This is a genomic window from Pseudomonas sp. PICF141, from assembly GCF_002286815.1.
Lineage (GTDB): Bacteria > Pseudomonadota > Gammaproteobacteria > Pseudomonadales > Pseudomonadaceae > Aquipseudomonas.
Genome location: NZ_MUNM01000037.1, coordinates 40,563 through 61,309, shown reverse-complemented (window position 1 = coordinate 61,309; position 20,747 = coordinate 40,563). Strand labels below are relative to the sequence as shown.

Annotated in this window: 17 protein-coding genes; 10 read left to right on the top strand and 7 right to left on the bottom strand. The window is 61.3% G+C overall.

What is annotated here, in order from left to right:
• Positions 1–1,659: a bifunctional 3-(3-hydroxy-phenyl)propionate/3-hydroxycinnamic acid hydroxylase gene (locus tag BZL43_RS08275; RefSeq protein WP_095631860.1), complete on the bottom strand. Its 1,659-nt coding sequence runs from the start codon at positions 1,657–1,659 to the stop codon at positions 1–3.
• Positions 1,660–1,925: 266 nt separating this feature from the next.
• On the opposite strand from BZL43_RS08275, the gene BZL43_RS08270 reads away from it, so the two are divergent.
• The 6 genes from BZL43_RS08270 (at position 1,926) to BZL43_RS08245 (ending at position 11,872) form a co-directional block, all read left to right on the top strand.
• Complete coding sequence (locus tag BZL43_RS08270) at positions 1,926–4,823, top strand: AAA family ATPase (RefSeq protein WP_095631859.1); 2,898 nt, start codon at positions 1,926–1,928, stop codon at positions 4,821–4,823.
• Between the two features lie 122 nt (positions 4,824–4,945).
• Positions 4,946–5,161 carry a hypothetical protein gene (locus BZL43_RS08265; RefSeq protein WP_095631858.1) on the top strand — a complete coding sequence of 72 codons (216 nt, stop codon included), beginning with the start codon at positions 4,946–4,948 and terminating at the stop codon, positions 5,159–5,161.
• Positions 5,162–5,278: 117 nt separating this feature from the next.
• The gene (locus BZL43_RS08260; protein ID WP_095632010.1) at positions 5,279–6,793 is read left to right on the top strand and encodes an efflux transporter outer membrane subunit; all 1,515 of its coding nucleotides are present in this window, start codon (positions 5,279–5,281) and stop codon (positions 6,791–6,793) included.
• A gap of 30 nt (positions 6,794–6,823) precedes the next feature.
• On the top strand, positions 6,824–7,936 hold the full coding sequence (locus BZL43_RS08255; RefSeq protein WP_095631857.1) for an efflux RND transporter periplasmic adaptor subunit: 1,113 nt from the start codon (positions 6,824–6,826) through the stop codon (positions 7,934–7,936).
• Positions 7,933–11,028, top strand: coding sequence for an efflux RND transporter permease subunit (locus tag BZL43_RS08250; protein WP_095631856.1), 3,096 nt, complete (start codon positions 7,933–7,935; stop codon positions 11,026–11,028). The genes BZL43_RS08255 and BZL43_RS08250 overlap by 4 nt, the downstream gene beginning before the upstream one ends.
• A gap of 211 nt (positions 11,029–11,239) precedes the next feature.
• Positions 11,240–11,872: a polysaccharide lyase family 7 protein gene (locus BZL43_RS08245; protein ID WP_095631855.1), complete on the top strand. Its 633-nt coding sequence runs from the start codon at positions 11,240–11,242 to the stop codon at positions 11,870–11,872.
• Positions 11,873–11,939: 67 nt separating this feature from the next.
• Here the strand turns inward: BZL43_RS08245 and BZL43_RS08240 are convergent, their stop codons facing one another.
• A complete protein-coding gene (locus BZL43_RS08240; protein WP_095631854.1) occupies positions 11,940–12,182 on the bottom strand; it encodes a DUF3079 domain-containing protein in 243 nt (80 codons plus the stop codon).
• A 204-nt stretch (positions 12,183–12,386) separates the two neighbouring features.
• On the opposite strand from BZL43_RS08240, the gene BZL43_RS08235 reads away from it, so the two are divergent.
• Genes BZL43_RS08235 through BZL43_RS08220 form a run of 4 tightly spaced genes read left to right on the top strand, consistent with a single transcriptional unit; the run spans position 12,387 to position 15,494 of the window.
• Positions 12,387–12,917 carry an iron transporter gene (locus BZL43_RS08235; RefSeq protein WP_095631853.1) on the top strand — a complete coding sequence of 177 codons (531 nt, stop codon included), beginning with the start codon at positions 12,387–12,389 and terminating at the stop codon, positions 12,915–12,917.
• Positions 12,918–13,250 carry a cupredoxin domain-containing protein gene (locus BZL43_RS08230; RefSeq protein WP_095631852.1) on the top strand — a complete coding sequence of 111 codons (333 nt, stop codon included), beginning with the start codon at positions 12,918–12,920 and terminating at the stop codon, positions 13,248–13,250. It abuts the gene before it with no gap.
• A gap of 22 nt (positions 13,251–13,272) precedes the next feature.
• Positions 13,273–14,127 (top strand): FTR1 family protein, encoded by an 855-nt coding sequence (locus tag BZL43_RS08225; RefSeq protein WP_095631851.1) that lies wholly within the window; start codon positions 13,273–13,275, stop codon positions 14,125–14,127.
• A complete protein-coding gene (locus tag BZL43_RS08220; protein ID WP_095631850.1) occupies positions 14,115–15,494 on the top strand; it encodes a 4Fe-4S binding protein in 1,380 nt (459 codons plus the stop codon). The genes BZL43_RS08225 and BZL43_RS08220 overlap by 13 nt, the downstream gene beginning before the upstream one ends.
• A gap of 16 nt (positions 15,495–15,510) precedes the next feature.
• Here BZL43_RS08220 and BZL43_RS08215 read toward each other — a convergent pair whose 3' ends face one another.
• The 5 genes from BZL43_RS08215 to BZL43_RS08195 form a co-directional block, all read right to left on the bottom strand.
• Positions 15,511–16,206: an anaerobic ribonucleoside-triphosphate reductase activating protein gene (locus tag BZL43_RS08215; protein WP_177409321.1), complete on the bottom strand. Its 696-nt coding sequence runs from the start codon at positions 16,204–16,206 to the stop codon at positions 15,511–15,513.
• A complete protein-coding gene (gene nrdD / locus BZL43_RS08210) occupies positions 16,203–16,370 on the bottom strand; it encodes an anaerobic ribonucleoside-triphosphate reductase (protein WP_095631848.1) in 168 nt (55 codons plus the stop codon). Before nrdD ends, BZL43_RS08215 begins: the two co-directional genes overlap by 4 nt.
• Before the next feature lie 32 nt (positions 16,371–16,402).
• Complete coding sequence (locus BZL43_RS08205) at positions 16,403–18,418, bottom strand: ribonucleoside triphosphate reductase (protein WP_095631847.1); 2,016 nt, start codon at positions 18,416–18,418, stop codon at positions 16,403–16,405.
• A 347-nt stretch (positions 18,419–18,765) separates the two neighbouring features.
• Positions 18,766–19,758, bottom strand: a complete 993-nt coding sequence (moaA, locus tag BZL43_RS08200; protein ID WP_095631846.1) for a GTP 3',8-cyclase MoaA — start codon at positions 19,756–19,758, stop codon at positions 18,766–18,768.
• Between the two features lie 25 nt (positions 19,759–19,783).
• Complete coding sequence (locus BZL43_RS08195; RefSeq protein ID WP_095631845.1) at positions 19,784–20,740, bottom strand: peptidylprolyl isomerase; 957 nt, start codon at positions 20,738–20,740, stop codon at positions 19,784–19,786.
• Between the last annotated feature and the right edge of the window lie 7 nt (positions 20,741–20,747).

Sequence of the window (20,747 nt, the reverse complement as noted above, 5' to 3'; positions counted from 1 at the left end):
TTACGCTCTTAATCGAGGAGGCTCGTTGATGGTAATGGAAACGTTGTCGGCAGTGGAGTCGGCGCTACCCATCAGGATCTGGCAGTCTCGAACCAGGCTGCCTGCCTGTGCGCCGGGAGCGTGGTGCATGATGATACGGTCGGGGCGGATCACGACAAGTGTGCCTTTGGCAGCCAGCGGCAGGATGTCATGGTTCAGGTCTTCGATGAAGTCGCAAGCGCTGTCGGAGCGCTGACCGCAGGCTCCGATCTGCAAGAAGTGACCTCCCATCTGTATCCAGGAAAAGACCTCGGCAGCGCTCAGCAGCGACAACGGGTCGACACCGAACCCCACCAGGGTCAGGTTGTGTCCAAGCGCATCGTCGCTCAGTTGGATCTGCTGTTGCGTGTTGCGAACCCAGGCCTGGGGAAACAGGCTGCCACGCACCAGTTTGTCGCCACGGCGATGACGCATGAACAGACCGTTTTTGAAGATGTTCTTCGGTTTGATGTCCAGTTGTTCGAAGTACTTTCTGGTAGCGGGAGTCAACGCCAATGTGCGCATCAGGCCATGGATGAAGAAAGCGGCGACCTTGTTTCTCGGCATCACCAGACGGCCCATGAGTTTTGCCAGATTGATCATCGCCTGGGCATGGGGGCGGCGCTCTACGTCATAGGTATCAAGTACTGAAGGCGCGGCTTGGCCGCGAAGGACCCAGGCCAGTTTCCAGGCGAGGTTGGCGCCATCTCGAAGCCCCGCGACGAGCCCTTGCCCGACAAAGGGGGGAGTAATGTGGGCGGCATCCCCCACCAGGAAAACGCGCCCCTTGCTGAATCGGTTGCAGCAGCGCGCGTGGAATCGATACACCGCCTTGCGCTCGATTTCCAGCGCCTGCGGATTGATCCAGGGCGCGATTAGCCGGGCGATGCTTTCCGGGCTTTCCAGCTCTTCCCGGGATTCGCCTGGGTGCAGCATGAACTCCCAACGCTCTCTTCCGCCAGGAGCGGGCATGTGCGGCGTTGGGCGCTTTGGATCACAGAGAAACTCAACGTGATCAATGGCGGACTTATGCCGGTTTTTTACGTCGACAATCAGCCAATCCTCTGCATAGGTTTGTCCTTCGAACTCCTGACCGATCAAGGCCCTGACCCTGGAGCTGGCACCATCCGCACCGATCAGGTATCGGGCGCGAATGAAATGCAGATGGCCATCCTGGTCCCGAACGGAGGCGACGACACAATCCGGCTCCTCGACCAGATTCTCGAGCTCGAAGCCACCCAGGCTGGTCACTGACTTGAGCCCGCAGACCTGTTTACGCATCGCGTGTTCGAGGTCGGGTTGATAGAAGGTCACCAGTTTGGGGTGGCCGTCGATGCACCCGGCGGTGTTGGCTCGACTGAATTGCCCGAGGACCGGGGAATGCATCTTCACTTCAGGGATAACGATCTTCTCGAAAGCATCTTCCGACAAGCCGGCGAGTTGCAGGATGCGCAGCGCCTCGTTGTCCAGAGCGATCGCGCGGGGCATCAGGAGAACCTCATGGGTCTTGTCCAACACCAATGTGTTCACGCCATAACGGCCGAGCAGCGCCGCGATTGTCGCCCCTACCGGGCCGTTACCGACGACCAGCACATCGACGGCGGCGGGAGGCGATTGCAAAGCTTTTTTGTTGTTGTTCATCTCGAGCCCTTGCTGTGATTGAAGTGGTGAGACGTGGAGATCTCATCGTCAGGCAAGGCCAAGGTATGTAAAATTGAGAGATATTTCAATATTGAAATGTTCGTCATTACTTTTTCGAGATCATTACCGCACAGGAACAAGGTCATTGAGGTTATGCCGAGGATCGGTTTTCCGACCGATGAAGCTTGGCTTGCGAGCCGATCAGCGTTGTTATTGAAGTAATGGCTCAGTGCTAGAAACTATATTTTTGTCTTCAGGAATCCAACGTGGCGCGTGCGCAGCCTCATCCGAACCCAGTCCAGCTCCGCTTCGTCGAGTTCGAGCTCAACGAAGCCAACGCCTGTTTGTTACGTAACGGAGAAGCCGTGGCGTTGGCGCCAACGCCCTTCACTCTGCTGTGCGTACTTGCGCGCCAGCCTGGGTCGCTGGTGACCAAAGATGCCTTGCTTGATGCCGTGTGGGGGCATAGGTTCGTCAGCGATTCAGTGCTGAAGACGGCCATCAGCGATCTGCGCAAGGTGCTGGGCGATGACCCCAAGCAGCCCCGCTTCATTGAGACTGTGTCGCGGCGCGGCTATCGCTTCATCGCCGCGCCATCCCCTACCCCTTCGATGCCCCCGGCATCCGCGACGGTGCCGGCGGCCGGTGCATATCCGTCGCCGTCATTCATCGGTCGCACCGACAAACTTTCAAAACTGCAGCGCGCGTGGGAACGGGCTTACGGAGGGCAACGCGCAGTAATCTGGCTTGCCGGAGAGCCTGGGATTGGCAAAACCACGTTGATCGAGCACTTCCTCGCCAGTCTTGGCGACATCGCCTGCGCACGCGGCCATTGCGTGGAGCACTACGGCACCGGCGAGCCGTACCTGCCAGTGCTGGAAGCGTTGGCCGATCTGTGCCGCAGTGACCCCGCCCTGCCGACGCTGATGCGCGCCGTGGCACCGACCTGGCTGCTGCAACTGCCATGGCTGAGCACCGCGCAAGAGCGGGACGCGTTGCGGCGCGAGCTTGCCGGCATCGGTCCGGATCGCATGCTGCGGGAAATGGGCGAACTGTTGGACCGCTACACCGAGCACCGGCCACTGTTGCTGGTAACCGAAGACCTGCATTGGAGCGATCGAGCGACGGTCCAGCTCATCGACTATGTGGCGCGACGACGGGGCCGCACCCGGCTTATGTGGCTGGCGAGTTTTCGCGTCGCCGAGGTGGTGGCGCTCGATCATCCGCTCAACTCGTTGCGCCACGAACTGCGCCTGCAACGTCTGTGCGAGGAAGTGGTACTCGATCCATTCTCGGAAACCGAGGTCGCTGACTATGTCGCGCTGCGTTCGGCCTCTCTGGCCCGCGATGAAGCTTTCGTGCGAGCCCTGCACGAGCGCACCGACGGTGTACCGCTGTTCGTGTCATCAGTCATCAGTGAAGTGATGGACACCACGGACGACGATGCCACCATCGAAGCCCGGCTGGCGGGAATGGCGGTTCCCGAGAACCTCGCGGCCATCATCGATCACTACATCACCAAGCTCGGACCCGAGCAGCGTGCGCTGCTTTCGGCGGCAGCGGTAAGTGGAGTCGAATTCCGGGTCGAGACAGTTTCGCAGGCCCTCGAACGCGACCTCGCTTCGGTGGCCGACGCCTGCGAGGAACTGGTGCGCGAGCAGGTATGGCTCACGCGGTCGCGAGCCGCCGAACTTGAAGAGACGGTGGAGCTACCCTACTCGTTCCGCCATGCCCTCTTCCGCCAGGTACTGTACGACCGCACGCCGCGCTCATTGCGTATCCACCTTCATCGCCAGGTTGGCACTGCGCTCGAACGCGAACGCATGGCCGGCGTGCCGGTTGCTGCCTCGGAGCTGGCGACGCACTTCGACCGGGCCCGGCAGCCAATGATCGCGTTGCATTACTACGCCGAGGCTGCGGAAGCCGCGCTACTGCACTTCAGCCCGGCTTTGTGCATCAGTCTCACTGAGCGCGCGATGGTCCTGCTGCGCCAAGCGCCAGCAGGGATGGAGCGCGATACGCTCGAAATCACCTTGACCACGCTGCAGGGCGTGTCGGCGTTCCATACGCTCGGTGTCGGCAGCGAAGCCAGGAACGCGTTCGAACGCGCCTACACGCTGCTAGCGGATGTACCCGAACATCCGATGCGCGGCCGCCTGCTGCACGGATTCGGCTATCTGCTCGGTCTGCGCGGCGACTATGCGCTGGCGCTGGCGGTAGCGGAACGTGCCGAAGCCCTCTCGTGCGAGGCTAACGATTCAGCACTGATGCTGGTGGCGTGCATCGTGCAGGGCGAGGTGCATCATCTCCAAGGGCGCACGCGGACGACCCGCCGATGGCTTGAGCGCGCACTTGCAATCGCCGAGTCGCTGGACATCGGGACGAACGAAATATTTGCGGCCGACCCTCAGGTCATGCTGCACGGCATGCTGGCTATAGAACTCGTGCGTTCTGGCCTGGTTGAGCAAGGCCAAGCTCATATGCAACTGGCGCGGACCCGCGCACAAATGCTTCGCCAGCCTATGACCTGGTTGGTCGCCACCTGGCAGGAGGTGTTGATCGAGGTGCGAATGGGAAACCCTGTGCGTGTGGCGGCGCTGGCTGACGACATGCAAACGCTGGTCGACGAGTATTCGCTCGCACTGGGGCGTACGGCTTGCCGCTGGTGGCGCGGCTGGGCTGACGCACGTAACGGTGCGCCACGAGACGGCTACCGCCGCATCCGCGAGGCTTACAACGAACACACCGGACTCGGCATGCGCTCCGGTGCCAGCGAGGTACTCGGCTACGCCGCCGAGGCGTTACTGCTGGCGGGTGATTACGGCGCCGCGCGAGTCGAGCTACAGGAAGCCTTACACGTTGTGGAAGAACTGGGCGAGCGCGTGTACCTGCCGCAATTGTTGCTGCTGGAGGCAGCGATTGCGCGGACGCACGGCCGGCCCGATGCCGGCAGCCTTGCGGTGCGGCGTGCGGTTGAGGAGGCGCGCACTCAGGAAGCGCCGTGGCTGGAGCTGCAGGCGTTAGTCGAACTGTGCGGGCACCACGACGCTACGACCGAGGACTACCAGGCCCTGGCGGCGCTGCTTGATCAACTGCCCGAAACGGATGGAACCGAGCTGGTGAAACGTGCGCGCTCGCTGCTTCAGGCTGCAAAGCCTGATTGAAGAGTTAAGGTCGCAAACTTGTGGGAGCGGCGCTGTCCCGACCGAAGTCTGACCTTTCGCTTACGACTCGACCCAGGAGGCGGCCTACGCTGTCGTCGAACTTTCTTGCCCCCTGGACTGCAATGAGCCTGAACCCTGAATCCAAGTACCCGAACCGCCGCTCGTACGTCGTGAAACTGCGTAGCGACGCCACGCCCGGAGCCCTCGTGGGCCGCCTTGAAAACCTGGTCACCGGGCGTCAGCGCGAGTTTTCGTCTGCCGAAGAATTACTGGAGTCGATTGACTCGGACCTCACGTCGGCGGCCGACGAGCACGCGGCAAATCCCGACGGCGAGTGACGCCTCCAACATGAATGAGCGCTCGATATGGCGACCGAACGGCGACGTTTCGCTGACGACTTCGCGCATACCGGGCCCTACGCTGATGCCACCTCGAATCTATACGAGTCCAATCCGATGCTGCGATGTCCCCTTCCCCTTCCGTTGTCCCGCTACGCCGGGCAGACGCCCTTGCAACATGCCGAACGCCTGTTCGGCATCGTCGTGGGTGCGGCGCTCGCCGCGTCTATCGCGCTGGTCTTGACCGGTTGCTCTACTGAGGTCGCCAAGCCGTCGGTAGACCTGCCGGCCAAGTTCGCCGCAAGCACGGCCTCCGAAATGGAACCCGAAGCCGCGTGGTGGGAGACGTTCAAGGACCCGGTGTTGACGGATCTGGTGCGCCGCGCGATGCGCGAAAACCGTGACATCAAGATCGCCGCCGAGCGTGTGCGCACCGCTCGTGCCGGTGAGACGATCAGTCGCTCCTGGCTCTTTCCGAGTGTCGGAATGTCCGCCTTTGGCTCCGACCGTAGCAGCGGCTACAGCACCGCCAAGAAGCAGGGTTACCCAGATACCAAGACCGTGGGCGCCGGTCTGGACGTCTCTTGGGAACTTGACCTCAGCGGACGCCTACGTGCTGGAGCAGCGGCGGCCGAGGCCGAGGCACTGGCTGCGGAGGACGGCGTGCGCGGCGTGCGTCTGCTGGTGATGAGCGACATCGCCAGCAACTACTTCACGCTGGTTGGCGCACTGCGCCAGGCCGAAACATTAGGCGCGATCTCCAAGGCGCAGGACGAGACACTGCGCCTGGTTAACGCGCGCCACCGTGTAGGGCTGGCAACCTGCTTCGACGTCGAGCGCGCGCAGACCGATGCCGCATCGGCGCGCGCGCAAATCCCACCGCTGGAGACGCTGGCAGCCGTATCGCGACACCGCATCGCGGTGCTGATCGGGGATCAGGCCTTTAACGCCATGAGCATCCAGCCCTCCCGTGGCAACGCGGTGGCGCCCGAGATCCGCAAGGGGCAGCCCGCCACCCTGCTACAGCGTCGGCCTGATGTATTGGCGCTGATGGCGCAGCTCGATGCCGCCAATGCGCGCCGTAAACAAGCTGCGGCTGAGTGGTTCCCGCGGCTGTTCCTCGGCGCATCCTACGGCCGCCAGGGTCTTGAGCTGAACGGTCTGGACCTGGGCGCCGCGCGCTTCACCAACGTGGCCGGTCTGCTCGCGATGCCGATCTTCAACGCCGGGCGCACACGCGCGATCAACGAGGTTGCCGAGAGCGGCCAGCGTGAGGCGCTATTGCGCGCCGAGGACGGCATTGTGCGCGCACTCGAAGACGTGGAGAACGCCCTCGTCACGCAGACGCAAGAGCGTCAGCGCGCCCAGTCATTGCAGTCGGCCACCGAGTCCGCGGAGGCGGCGCTGAGCCACGCGCAATCGCTCTACGACAGGGGGCAGATCGACCTGTTGCCGCTGCTCGACGCGCAACGGGCGCGCCTGGCGGTTCGCCTGAATGCCAACGACAGCAACACCCGGCTGCTGCTCGATAGCGTGCAGCTCTACAAGGCACTGGGCGGGGGCTGGCAGGTGTTCGAACAACCCGCTACTCCCACCGCAGCCACCACAGCCGACCGGCCACCACTTTCCTAAGAAACTGCCGTTTTTCAAAGAGGAACCGCCTTGAAAACCTCCCTTACTGCGGCCGGCGCCTTGGCCGTAGCCGTCATGCTGTCCGCGTGCAGCCCGGATCAGCCGACCGTTCAGGCACCACGACCAGTACGCACCGTTGAAATCAGCTACGACAATGCCCGCGACATCAGTCGCTACGTGGGCACCGTACAGTCGCGACATGAAGTCGACCAGGCCTTCCGCGTGGGCGGCAAAGTCGCCCAGCGCAACGTCGATGTAGGCCAGTTTGTACGCGAAGGCAGCATATTGGCTGTGCTGGATGACAGCGACTACCGCCTCGCTGAAGAAGCGTCTCGACAACAGTGGGCGGTTGCCGCCGAGCAGACACGCCAGGCCGATTCGGACCGCCAGCGCCTGACCGCGCTGAAGGCTGACGGCTCGGTCAGTGCGGCCGATGACGAGCGCGCGCAGACCAATGCCCAGACCGCGCATGCAACCGCTGAAGCCGAGGCGCGAAAGCTTGAGCTCGCGCGCAACCGGCTCAAGTACACCGTGCTGCGCGCCTCGCGTAGCGGCGTCGTCACGGCTGTTCGCGTTGAGGCCGGGCAAGTCGTGGCTGAGGGCCAACCGGTTGTCTCGATCGCGAATCCCGATGAATCCGAGATCGTTGTCGATGTGCCCGAGGATCAGCTGTCCGTCTTCAAGGAGGCGCGTTTCAAGGCCTCGCTGGCCAGTGCGCCGAACGAGATCTTCGATGTCACGCTGCGTGAGCTGTCGCCCCAGGCTGCAGCGCAAACGCGCACCTACCGCGCGCGGCTCAAGCCGATGCAGGCGCTGCCGCTGGGTGCCACTGCCACGGTAACGGCCGAGCGCGTGATGACCAGTATTTCGGTAGCGGCAGTGCCAGCCACGGCACTGACGCAAAGCGGCGGCCAGCCTGCCCTGTGGGTGGTCACGCCCGTGGGCAAGGATCCGATAGGCGTCGTCGAATTGGTGCAAGTGGCGGTGTTGGGCTACCGCAACGACGAGGTGCTCGTCTCCGGGCCGCAGGCCGGTGCATTGGTCGTTACCGCCGGGGTGCAGAAGATGGCCTCGGGACTTAAGGTCGCGCTTCCCGGCGCGGCGATTGTTGACGCGAACATCACGCAGCAGGCCGCCCGATGAACAACTTCAACCTCACCGACTGGGCGCTGCGCCATCGCGCCATCGTCCTGTTCATGCTCCTCATTGTCGCAGTGGCCGGCGCCTTCAGCTTCACCAGGCTCGGTCAGCTCGAGGATCCGAACTTTTCCGTGCCCTCCATGACCGCCATGGTCATCTGGCCGGGCGCCACCGCTCAGCAGATGCAGGACCAGGTTCTCAACCGCATGGAGAAGAAATTCGAGCAGATCGACAACTTCGAGAAGGTGGTCACCTACGCGCGGCAAGGCTACGCGGGCATGACGCTCACCGTGCGCGGCGGCACCTCCAAGGCTGACCAGCGCGAGGCCTGGTATCAGGCGCGCAAGAAACTCAACGACCTGAACCGCGAGCTGCCTGACGGTGTGATCGGCCCGATCGTAAACGACGAATACGGCGACGTGTATGGCCTGATGTACGCGGTCAAGGGCGACGGTGTCGGTCACGCCGACCTGTCGAACGCGGCCGAGGACATCAAGCGCCGCATGCTGAAGGTGCCGATGGTCAAGAAGATCGATGTCATCGGCAAGCAAGCCAAACGTGTCTACGTTGAGTTCTCGCACGAACGCCTGGCAGCGCTGGGCATTACACCGTTGGCCATCGCCGAAAGCCTCAAAAGCCAGAACGCCCTGTTGCCCGCAGGTCAGATCGACACCCGCGGCGACCGTGTCATGGTGCGCGTGAGCGGCCAGTTCGCCAGCGAAGAGGCTATCCGCAACGTACCCATCTCCGCAGGCGATCGGCTGATCAAGCTCGGCGACATTGCGACCGTTACACGTGGCTTTGAGGATCCGCCAACCTACACAGTGCGCCACAACGGCCAGCCAGTGCTGATGCTCGGCATCACGATGACCAGTGACGGCAACATCGTCGACCTCGGCAAGGCGATGGACACGGCAGTCGCCAAGATCCAGTCGGAACTTGCGCATGGCGTGGAGCTGGAACTCGTGGCCGACCAGCCAACCACGGTGAAGGATGCCATCCTGGACTTCGGGCGAGCGCTGGCCGAGGCGCTGATCATCGTGATCGCGGTGAGCCTCGCCAGCCTGGGCTGGCGCGCCGGCCTCGTGGTCGCGACCACAGTGCCGCTGGTGCTGGGCGGCGTGGCGCTGGTAATGCTGGCGATGGGCTGGAACCTGGAGCGTATCTCGCTCGGTTCGCTGATTATCGCGTTGGGATTGCTGGTGGATGACGCCATCATCGCCATCGAGATGATGGTGGCGAAGATGGAAACCGGCATGGACCGCGTAAAGGCGGCCGCCTTCTCCTACCAATCCACCGCCATGCCGCGCCTGACCGGAGCACTTATAACCGTCGTGGGTTTCCTGCCGATCGGTCTCTCGCAGTCCACCACCGGCGAGTACGCCGGTGGCATTTTCTGGATCGTCGGCGCCGCTGTGCTGTTTTCGTGGATCTGTTCCGGCATCTTCACGCCGTACCTGGCGGTCAAGATGCTGCCCAACGACTTGGGCAAGCACCAGCACGGTGATCTTTACGATACGAAGTTCTATCGCAACCTGCGCCGACTGATCGACGCCGCCATCGAGCGTCGATGGGTGGTCATCGGTACGACGTTTGGCGCTCTGGTGCTGGCTCTGGCCTGTATCAAGCTGGTGCCGCAGCAATTCTTCCCCAACAGTTCGCGTCCTGAACTGGTCATTGACCTGCGCGTCAAGGAAGGCGCCTCGTTCGCCGCGACGACCGAGCAGGTCAAGCACATGGAGGAGATCCTGGCGAAGGACGAGGACGTGCGTTTCTTCACCGCCTATACCGGCGCCGGCGCACCGCGCTTCTATCTCTCGCTCAACCCTGAGCTGCCGAATCCAGGATTTGCCCAGTTCGTTGTAATGACCAAGGACCTGGATGCACGCGAGCGGGTGCGTGAGCGGCTAGTGTCCACGGCCGACGAACAATTCCCGCAGGCGTGGGTGCGCGTGACCCGGCTCGAGTTGGGGCCGCCTGTCGGCTACCCAGTGCAGTTCCGCGTCGTCGGCCCCGATACCCAGGTGGTGCGCCAAATCGCCCGCGACGTGGAGAAGATGGTGGCATCCAACCCGAAGGTGCGCGACCTCCAACTCGACTGGAACGACCCGGTGCGTACCCTGAAAGTGGAACTTGATCAGGACAAGGCGAGCGCGCTTGGCCTCACGCCGGCCGACGTGTCGCTGGCGACCCAGACCGTGATGAACGGCGCAACCCTGTCGCAGCTGCGTGTGCAAGAGGACCTGATCGACATCGTCGCCCGTGCCGTACCTGAGGAACGCTTGAGCCTCGACACGCTGAAAGACATCAATCTCTACACGCGTCAGGGCACTGTGGTGCCATTGTCGCAAGTCGCGCAGGTACGCTCTGAACTGGAAGAGCCAGTGCTTTGGCGCCGCAACCGCGACATGGCGATCACGGTGCGTGCCGACGTGAAGGATGGCGAACAGGGCGTATCGGTGACGCAGGAGCTCCAGCCGTTGCTTAAGGATATCGAAGCGAAGCTGCCATCGGGCTACCGCATCGACGTGGGCGGCGCGGTGGAGGAAAGTGACAAGGCCAACAAGGCACTGCTGGCGGTGGCTCCGCTGATGCTGATCAGCATCCTGCTGTTGCTTATGCTGCAGCTGCAGAGCTTCTCTCGCATGTGGATGGTGGTGCTGACCGCACCGCTGGGCCTGATCGGTGTGGTGCCGGCGCTGCTGGTGTTCCAGTCGCCGCTGGGCTTCGTCGCAATCCTGGGCATCATCGCACTGGGCGGCATGATCATGCGCAACTCGGTAATCCTGATCGATCAGGTACAAACCGAGATCGCCGAAGGGCGCGACCCGTGGAATGCAGTGCTGGATGCCGCCATTCACCGAGCCCGTCCAGTGATGCTGACGGCGCTGGCCACCGTGCTGGCAATGATCCCGCTGACACGCAGTGTGTTCTGGGGGCCGATGGCTATTGCGATCATGGGCGGCCTTACGGTGGCGACACTGCTGACGATCTTCTTCGTCCCAGCGTTGTACGCCGCGTGGTTCAAGGTCGGTCGCCAAACGGTCGCTGACAGCCAACAGGTACGGGGGGATGCCGCACTCGCTTCTGAGTGATGAGTGCCGTGGCACTTTGTTCCCGACCTCACCATTATTAGAAGGGCTTACTCAGCATCGTTATCGTTCTTGAAAATAACCAAGGTCAGCCGCGAGGTTCTGCAACAAAAACGCCGCTCAGTGAGCGGCGTTTTTTTGTGCGGAAGGCGCGACTGAGAATGGGGCTCAACGGAGCAAAAGGTGACATCAAAATGAATTAAGGAAAATGACCATGACCATAGACATCAGCAACTACACAATCGCTACACCGCTTCCTATCTCCGACACCAACCCCATCGCACTTGAGCTCATCGGCTGGCGGGCACTGCTTGAATGCCCGGAAGTCATTTCGATGCTTCCAGATGGTTCGCTGCAAATGATGGCGCCGACGCTCGGCGCTTCGAGCAAAAGCACGCACCGAACCCGCTGCGAGTGGAAGGAGCCGGGTTATTGGCTGTTCGCCAGCGCTGCTGACCATTGGAATCGACAAGAAATGCGCCTGACGAAGGTCAACTCGCTGCAGAAGGTCGTGATCGGCCAGATTCATGTGCAGGGTTCAGAGCGACCACCGGTGAAAGTGTTTTGGAACAAAGGCCGAATCACTATGGGGTTCCGGTCGAATTATCTTCAAGAAGATCCGGTGAACACGACGGTTCTGGAAAACGTGCCGCTCGGTGCACTTTTCAAAATCAACATTCACGCCAATTCGAGCGGCGCTGTCTCCGTTTCGGCGAGCTGTAACGGGGTCAAATCGACCTCCGCAATCATGCGCCTCGACAACACCTGGGACACCAAAACGCTGGCCTTCGACGGCGGTGTGTATAACCAGTGCATCATCAGCGACCTTTCCATCACCCACGCTTGATATCCTGCAGTCTATAGGAGCCAGCGGTGTGGCGATCGATGCACCGCTGGCTCCTACGAAAAGCGGATCAACGCTTTGCGTGCAGCGCATCAGGCAGCGCTTGAAAGTCATCCACCACCTTGTCTGTAGTAATGACAGCACCAAGGCCCCAATCGCCAGGCAGTTGCCAATCCTCTCCAAACATCTCCACTGGATGCATCGTGCGTTCCGAACCATTGCCGCACGCCAGGGACTTTGCCGGACAGTAAAGGTCGCATCCCCAACAGATCCGTTCGGGGTGCTTGGGGTTGGCGGGGAAGTTCTTGGCCATGCCGATCTCCGATCATTGAGTGGCGTTTTCCCAAGCTACAGCCCTTGCGCGACACCAGCCTTGATGCCTGTCAAGAATCGACATCGAGCCCCCTGCGCACTGAACCAACCCTTTAATTATTCAAAACTTGATAACAATCATTATTGTTCGCAGCAAAGCTTCCTAGACTCGGGCTCCTACTTGTCAGTGCCCAGGAAGCTAATTATGCGTACCCCTTTTTCGCTGTCCCTCGCCCTGCTCTTGCTATCGCCGCTGGCTCACGCCAAGGAATACCCGATCGGGGAACCACAGTTGTGTCCCGGGCTGGAAGTCGGGGCGGTGTATTTGCAGCCGATAGAAATGGCACCTGCGGGGATGATGCGCGCCACGGCGGATTCCGACGTCCACCTGGAAGCCGATATTCGCGCCACTGCGGACAACCGGCAGGGCTTTCAGGAAGGCAGTTTCGTGCCTTACCTGAATGTTTCTTTCAACCTGAAAAAACAGGGCAGCGCCCCCGAGATCAAAGGTGATTTCCACGCCATGGTGGCCAATGACGGTCCGCACTATGGCGACAATGTGAAGCTGCTTGGCCCCGGTAAATATCAACTGACGTTCACCGTCCTGCCGCCTGGCGGTCATGGTTCGCTCGGGCGTCACACCGATAAGGAAACCGGTGTCGCGCCCTGGTTTGAACGCTGCGAACTGCACTACGAATTCATCTACGCCGGCATCGGTAAAAAAGGCGGCTATTGAATGAAGCGCCTGCGCATTGCCTGGTTGATCCTCGCCGGAGCCGTCGTGCCAGTGACGGCTTATGCCCAGTTACCCAGTTTTGAGCTGATCCTTCGCGATGGCCACTTCACGCCGGCCTTGCTGGAGGTGCCGGCCGGACAGCGCTTCAAGATTGTTCTGAAGAACCTCGGCCAAGGACCGGCCGAGTTCGAGAGCACGCCGTTGCGGGTTGAAAAAGTCTTGTCGCCGGGGGTGACGACCTTCGTGGTCATTCACCCCCTGAGGCCCGGCCACTACCCCTTCTTCGACGAGTTCAATCCGCAATTGCCCGAGGGCGGCATTCTCGCGAAATAACCTGCTAGCGCACGGAGCTTGCATGAATCAATCAATGTTCATCGTCTGGCGCGAAAGCGTCGAGGCCTTGCTGGTGATCGGGATTCTCCAGGCCTGGGCCAGCCAGCAAGGCCAGCGTAATCGTCTGGTCAAATTCCTCTGGGCCGGTGTGGTGCTGGGGTTGATGCTCTCGGGCCTGCTGGCGGTGTTGATTCTGTTTGCCGGTGAGGCCATGAGCGGGTCGGCCAGCGAATGGTTCCAGGCCACACTTGCGTTGGTTGCAAGTTTGTTGATGGTGCAGATGGTGGGCTGGATGCATCGCCACGGACGCAACCTCAACCACGATTTGCGACGACACGCCGATAGCCATCTGGCTCGACAAGGTGGCGTGGGTCTATTACTGCTGGCCATGCTCGCGATCAGTCGCGAAGGCAGCGAAACGGTGGTTTTTCTCTATGGCGCCGGCGCCCGGTTGAGAGGTCCGCAGCTTGGTTTGTTTGCCGTCGGCGGCGTATTGGGACTGGTGCTGTCGGCGCTGACCATCATGCTGCTGCACAGCAGTCGTCGATTCATTTCATGGCAGCGATTCTTTGCCATCAGCGAAGTCATCCTGCTCATGCTCGGCGCAGCGTTACTGGTCAGCGGCACCGAACGCATCGGCGGCCAACTGCTTGCCCTGGATTTGCCGGACGTGGTTTACCGCCTCGTTGGCGAAGCGCTTTGGGACTGCAGCGTGTTGCTGAGCGACAGTCAGGGATTGGGTGGCTTTCTTGCCGGGTTCGCCGGTTATCGGGCAAGCCCCAGTGGCCTGACCTTGTTGGTGTGGGTCGGTTATTGGCTGGCCGTCGGCGGCTGGCTACGGCAACGCACCGCGGAAAACCTGCCATGCCCGACCTGAGCCGGCGCAATCGATGGCTCCAGCGCCTGGGTGACGGGATGCGTCGCCATGCGCCTGTCATCCGTGCGGTGCAGTGGGCTGTTGTACTGTTTTACGCGGTGCTGTTGATGACCCCGGCGCTGTTGCCGCTGCCAGACAGCCAGGCACGAATACTCGACAACCTGACCTTGCTCGCGCAGTTTCTGTTCTGGGGGATTTGGTGGCCGTTCGTGTTGCTGTCGATCGTTATGTTCGGCCGACTCTGGTGTGGAGTTTTGTGCCCGGAAGGTTCGCTCAGCGAATGGGCCAGCCATTACGGTAAAGGCCTGGGGGTGCCGCGCTGGTTGCGTTGGGGCGGCTGGCCTACCTTGGCGTTCTGCCTGACGACTCTCTACGGCCAATTGATCAGCGTCTATGACTACGCCCAGGCTGCGCTGCTGATTCTGGGCGGTTCGACCGTCGCAGCGGTCATCGTCGGGTTGTTGTTCGCCCGAGGCAAGCGGGTCTGGTGCCGCTACCTGTGCCCGGTCAGCGGTGTCTTCGCCCTGCTCGCCCGGCTCGCCCCGGTGCACTTTCAGGTCGATGAACAACGCTGGATCGAAAATGCCGCACCGCGCCTGCCGCCACCCAACTGCGCGCCCCTGCTCGATATCCGCCGCCTGCAAGGCGCCAGTGATTGCCACGCCTGCGGACGCTGCAGCGGGCAACGCGGTGCCGTGCAATTGATCGCCCGCTCCAGCAATCAGGAGATTCTCCACGCGACGGCGCAGACGCTGCCCCCTTGGGATACACACTTGCTGCTGTTCGGCGTAATCGGCTTGGCCATGGGCGCATTTCAGTGGACGGTCAGCCCATGGTTTGTCGCCCTCAAACAATTCCTCGCCCAGTGGCTGGTCGAACACGACCAACTCTGGGCCCTGCAGGACAACGCTCCCTGGTGGCTGCTCACCCATTACCCGCAGCTCAACGACAGCTTCAGTTGGCTCGACGGTTTCAGCATCGTCGCTTACCTGAGTTTGAGCTCGATCGTGCTTGGCACGGCGTTGATGTTGCTTCTGCGCCTGACGGCCCGACTGGCGCGGAATCGCACTCTGTATTGGCCCCTGGCGCTGACACTCACGCCCTTGGGCGGTGCCGGACTGTTTCTCGGGCTGTCGGCCACCACTGTCAAATTACTGCGCTATGAAGGGCTGCTGCTGGAGTGGGTGCAACCGGCCAGGGCCTGTCTGTTATTGGCTGCGATGGGCTGGAGCCTGCTACTGGGTTGGAAACGGCTGAGTCGCGAAAATCTTTCCCGGGGGCGACGCGGGTCCGCCATCGCTTGCCTGCTCCTGGCCGAAGGCATGGTGGGATTTGGCTGGTGGTTGCAATTCTGGGGCTGGGCTTGAGTTCCCCAGCCCCCCGTTACCCCCGCAACACGAAGGCTGGAAACAACTCGCGCATCGCCTCCCACAACGCTGGCAGCAATGCTTGAGCCGAAACGCTCGGCAACAGCGGATCGAACATCCGCTCGGTGCGAACCAGTTGCACGGCGAAGCGTTTGACGCCAAGCGCATTCAAGCGTTTTGCCAGCGTCAGCAGACGCGCCGGCTCGAACAGATGCCAATGCACGGTGGTGCGACATTCGTAATCGACACCACTGGCCAACAGATGCTCGAGGCTGCGCCAGTTGGCGGTGCCGCTGCCCTCGACCCGGGTGATGGCCTGGCAATCCTCGGGCAACGCCTTGACGTCGAAACCGACCCAATCCGCGCCGGTCAGTACCTTGGCGAACGCGGCAGGCTTGATCCCGGCGCTGTGCAAGCCGATGCGAAATCCCATGTCCCGCACTTCGTCCATGGCGCTGAGCAAACCGTCCTGCAGAGTCGGCTCACCGCCGCTGAACACCACGGCATCAAGCAGGTCCTGACGACGTTGCAGAAATGCCAACACCCGCCGCCAATCCACTTCCTCACTGCCACGAGGGGGAATCAGCTGCGGGTTGTGACAATAACGACAACGCCAGGCGCAACCCTGGCAAAACAGCACGCAGGCGAGCTGTCCCGGATAGTCGATAGTGGTCAGGGGCACCATGCCCCCGACCCGAAGCATTCGACTCATTGGCGCCCGGCCAGCGTCGCGCTTTCTGTGAAGTGCACCCGCTCACGGTGCTCCGATTGTTTACCCGGATTGAACGCCGACACCGGACGGTGATAGCCCATCACCCGGGTCCAGACTTCGCAGCGTTGACGTTGAGCCTGGGGCAGTGTTTGCGATGCAGTCATGGTGAAGCTCCTTGCGGTTGAGTGGATCGAAATCAATGAACAGCGTCGGCTTTCTGCGCTTGCAGTAGCAGGACTTCGTCGCATTTGGGGCAGAACTCATGTTCGCCATCGAGGTAGCCGTGCACCGGGCAGATCGAGAAGGTCGGGGTCACGGTCAGGTACGGCAGGCGGAAGCGGCCCAGGGCTTTGCGCACCAGTTGCTTGCAGGCCTGGGTCGAAGAAATCCGCTCGGCCATGTACAGGTGCAAGACCGTGCCGCCGGTGTATTTGCATTGCAGTTCGTCTTGAAGTTCCAGGGCCTCGAAGGGGTCTTCGGTATAGCCCACAGGCAATTGCGAGGAGTTGGTGTAATACGGCGCCTGCACACTGCCGGCCTGGAGAATGTCCGGATAGCGCTTGAGGTCTTCCTTGGCGAAGCGGTACGTGGTGCCTTCCGCCGGTGTCGCTTCCAGGTTATAGAGATGACCGGTTTCCTCCTGGAAACGCAGCAACGTAGCGCGTACATGGTCGAGCATGTTCAGGGCAAACTTGCGGCCCTGTTCGGTGTGCATACCCTCCTCGTCACCGGTGAAATTGCGCAGCATTTCATGCAGGCCGTTGAGGCCGATGGTGGAAAAATGGTTGCGCAAGGTGCCCAGGTAACGCTTGGTGTAAGGGTACAAACCGGCATCCATGTGATGCTGAATGACTTTGCGCTTGACCTCCAGGCTCTCCATCGCCAGCGCCATCAATGCGTCCAGGCGCTGCAACAAACCACTGGTATTGCCCTTGAACACATAGCCCAGACGGGCGCAGTTGATGGTCACCACGCCGAGCGACCCGGTCTGCTCCGCCGAGCCGAACAAACCGCCGCCGCGCTTGAGCAACTCCCGCACATCGAGTTGCAAGCGGCAGCACATCGAACGCACCTGATTGGGCTGCAGATCCGAATTGAGGAAGTTCTGGAAGTACGGCAGGCCGTAACGCGCGGTCATCTCGAACAAGCGGTCGGCGTTTTCACTGTCCCACGGAAAATCATGTGTGATGTTGTAGGTCGGGATCGGAAAGGTGAACACCCGCCCTTTCGCATCGCCAGCCTGCATCACCTCGATGTAGGCGCGGTTGAGCAGGTCCATTTCGAGTTGCAGGTCGCCATAGGCAAACGGCATTTCCTCCCCACCGATGACGGGTATCTGCTCGCGTAAATCCTGCGGGCACACCCAGTCGAACGTCAGGTTGGTGAACGGCGTCTGGGTGCCCCAGCGCGAAGGAACGTTGAGGTTATAGATGAACTCCTGGATCGCCTGGCGCACCTCTTGATAACTCAGCTGGTCCTTGCGCACATAGGGCGCGAGGTAGGTGTCGAACGAGCTGAACGCCTGGGCCCCGGCCCATTCGTTTTGCAGGGTGCCGAGGAAATTGACCATTTGCCCCAGCGCGCTGCTCAAGTGCTTCGGCGGACCGGCTTCGACACGCCCCGGCACACCGTTGAGCCCTTCGTGCAACAGGGTGCGCAGCGACCAGCCGGCACAGTAGCCGGCGAGCATGTCCAGGTCATGCACATGCAAATCCGCCTCGCGGTGGGCCTGGCCGATGGCCTCGCTGTACACCTCGTCCAGCCAGTAGTTGGCAGTGACCTTGCCCGATACGTTCAACACCAGCCCGCCCAGTGAGTAGCCTTGATTGGCGTTGGCCTGAACCCGCCAGTCTTCACGGTCCAGGTACTCGTTCATCGAGGTCGCCACTTCGACCATGGTCCGGCGGTCGCGACGCAAACGCCCGTGTTGTTCGCGGTAGACGATGTAGGCGCGCATGGCGAAGAAAAAACCGGCGTCCATCAACACCCGTTCGACACGATCCTGGATCTGCTCGACATGCAGCCTTGGCAGTCCGTCCAGCCGGGCGAGTACCGCCTGAAGCAAACCTTCAACCTCAACCTCGGTGTACTCCCCGGTTGCCTTGCCGGCAGCGATCAACGCCTGACGGATCTTGTCCGCATCGAAGGCGACCAGACTGCCATCGCGCTTGTGCAAGCGGTTACATCCTACTGAGATCAGCGTGCTCTGCATTCGGCCTCCAGATACTACATATAGATGTTTAAATACAAACAAACACAACATGCAGTGAAGACTACGGACAAAGGGCTGATCTGCAATTGATCGATATCAAGATTTGGCGGTGAAAAAAACCGCCAGCGGCGGCTAATTCCAGTGGGTCAACAAACTCAGGCTACAGACTCCCTGTAGCAGCTGGCGAAGCCTGCGTTCGGCTGCGTAGCAGTCGCAAGTTGGATCATCGCGGTTAACCTGAAACACCGCAGTGCCTGATTTTACGACTGCTGCGCAGCCGAACGCAGGCTTCGCCAGCTGCTACTGTCCGCGTAGCTGCCAGAACTGACCGGCATTACCTTCAAGGATCAACCGCCACTCATGTTCATGAACCGCACAATCTGCACCTCCCCTTCAGGGCTGAAATCATGGCGCAACGGCTTGCCGCGCAAGGCCTTCTGCACCGCGTTGATCACTGGCTGGTCATCCAGCGGGTAACGCCGCAGCAATCCTCTTAAATCCAGCGCATCGTCCTGCCCCAGACACAGCAACAGCTTCCCTTCAACCGTCATCCGCACCCGATTACAGCTGCCACAAAAGTTGTGGCTGTTGGGCGAAATAAAACCGATCCGGGTATCAGGATGGCGTTCCAGGCGCACGTAGCGCGCAGGTCCACCGCTGTTTTCAGTGCTATCGAGCAACCGATGCTGGCTGGCGATCAGCGCCCGGACCTCGTCACTGGAACAAAACGATTCGCCCCGGGAACGCCCGACATCGCCCAACGGCATTTCTTCGATAAAACTGATATCGATGCGCTGATCGATAGCGTATTGCACCAACGCCGGGACTTCATCGAAGTTGCGGCCCTTCATCACCACGCAGTTGAGTTTGATCCGCTCAAACCCCGCGTCCCGCGCCGCTTCAATGCCGTTGAGCACCTGATCGAGATCGCCGATGCGTGTGATCCCACGAAACTTCTGCCCGTCCAGGCTATCGAGGCTGATGTTCATCCGCTTGACCCCCGCCTCCGCCAACGGCCGGGCCAGGCGGCTCAGTTGCGAGCCATTGCTGGTCATCACCAGTTCGCGCAAACCGGGCAACGCGGCGATGTTGCGGCACAGTTCGACAATGCCCGGACGAATCAGCGGCTCACCGCCGGTCAGGCGGATTTTGCGTACGCCCAACCCGACGAACAGCGTTGCCAGACGCTGCAACTCTTCCAGCGTCAGCACCTGCTGACGGGGCAGGAAAGTCATGTTTTTCGCCATGCAATACACACAGCGAAAATCACACCGGTCCGTCACCGACATCCGCAGATAATCGATCTGCCGTCCAAAGCCATCCTGCATGACAACGTTCATCACATCTCCCGGTTTGCCTCGATGCTCACTGCACCAGCGGTGAGTCGGCACCCTGCAAATGGATGCCGCGAATATCCGCCGCACCGATCAGGGTTTGCAGGTACTGCACCAGCGCTTTTTGCCAGACGCCTTGCTGCAACTGCGTGCGGATCGCCGTCGACACCACTTCATAGGGCAAGGGCATGCCTTCGATCCGCTGATCGACACTGACCACATGCCAGCCGTAGCGACTTTCCAGCGGTTTGCTGGCCAGGCCTGGTGCCAGGGTGAACAGCTGACGCTCCAGTTCAGGCACGGTCTGGCCCTTGCTGATCTGGCCCAGAGAACCGCCTTGGGCCTTCGACGGGCAGGCCGAATATGTCATGGCCAGCTCGGCGAAACTGCCGGGAAAGTCCTCCAGACGTTGCAGCAGAACTTGCGCCTGATCACGGGCAACGGCACGCGCCTCGACATCATCCGGCGCACACTCAAGCAGGATGTGCCGAACCGCCAGCAACGGTGCGCTGTGAAAGCGCCCGCGATTGTTTTCGTAGTAGCGCAGGCTGGTTTCCTCGTCGCACTGCGGTACCTGCACCTCGCGTTCGAGCAACAAGCGCGTCGCTGCTTCTTCTTCATTCTCGCCAGCGCCAATCTCCAGCGACACGCCGAGCTCGGCGATGCGCTGCTGCAACAACTCGCGGATCACCAAAGCCCGAGCGGCCAGGTACACCGCCTCTTCGCGGCTTTCGGCCGGGTGATATTGCAGCTCCTGGGCCATTGCCTCCGGGGTGATCGATACCTCATTGACGCTGATGATCGGCCACTCCTGTTCGCTGCTGGCGATCAACTGCGCCGGAGCGTCGGGGGTAGCCGCCGGCTCAACCGGGAGGGCTTCAAACTGCGCCTGTGCGAGCGGCGCGATGTCGAGCACATCCTCGGTTTTTTTCGAAGACCCGCAGCCACCGCTACCGCCGTTACCACCACATCCACATCCACCTGACATGATTGTC

Coding starts and splice junctions, on each gene's coding strand:
- BZL43_RS08215 (WP_177409321.1), bottom strand. CDS start 16,206: ATGAGTCGAATGCTTCGGGTCGGGGGCATGGTGCCCCTGACCACTATC.
- nrdD (WP_095631848.1), bottom strand. CDS start 16,370: ATGACTGCATCGCAAACACTGCCCCAGGCTCAACGTCAACGCTGCGAA.
- BZL43_RS08275 (WP_095631860.1), bottom strand. CDS start 1,659: ATGAACAACAACAAAAAAGCTTTGCAATCGCCTCCCGCCGCCGTCGAT.
- BZL43_RS08265 (WP_095631858.1), top strand. CDS start 4,946: ATGAGCCTGAACCCTGAATCCAAGTACCCGAACCGCCGCTCGTACGTC.
- BZL43_RS08225 (WP_095631851.1), top strand. CDS start 13,273: ATGAATCAATCAATGTTCATCGTCTGGCGCGAAAGCGTCGAGGCCTTG.
- BZL43_RS08240 (WP_095631854.1), bottom strand. CDS start 12,182: ATGGCCAAGAACTTCCCCGCCAACCCCAAGCACCCCGAACGGATCTGT.
- moaA (WP_095631846.1), bottom strand. CDS start 19,758: ATGAACGTTGTCATGCAGGATGGCTTTGGACGGCAGATCGATTATCTG.
- BZL43_RS08245 (WP_095631855.1), top strand. CDS start 11,240: ATGACCATAGACATCAGCAACTACACAATCGCTACACCGCTTCCTATC.
- BZL43_RS08260 (WP_095632010.1), top strand. CDS start 5,279: ATGCTGCGATGTCCCCTTCCCCTTCCGTTGTCCCGCTACGCCGGGCAG.
- BZL43_RS08205 (WP_095631847.1), bottom strand. CDS start 18,418: ATGCAGAGCACGCTGATCTCAGTAGGATGTAACCGCTTGCACAAGCGC.
- BZL43_RS08235 (WP_095631853.1), top strand. CDS start 12,387: ATGCGTACCCCTTTTTCGCTGTCCCTCGCCCTGCTCTTGCTATCGCCG.
- BZL43_RS08250 (WP_095631856.1), top strand. CDS start 7,933: ATGAACAACTTCAACCTCACCGACTGGGCGCTGCGCCATCGCGCCATC.
- BZL43_RS08220 (WP_095631850.1), top strand. CDS start 14,115: ATGCCCGACCTGAGCCGGCGCAATCGATGGCTCCAGCGCCTGGGTGAC.
- BZL43_RS08230 (WP_095631852.1), top strand. CDS start 12,918: ATGAAGCGCCTGCGCATTGCCTGGTTGATCCTCGCCGGAGCCGTCGTG.
- BZL43_RS08195 (WP_095631845.1), bottom strand. CDS start 20,740: ATGTCAGGTGGATGTGGATGTGGTGGTAACGGCGGTAGCGGTGGCTGC.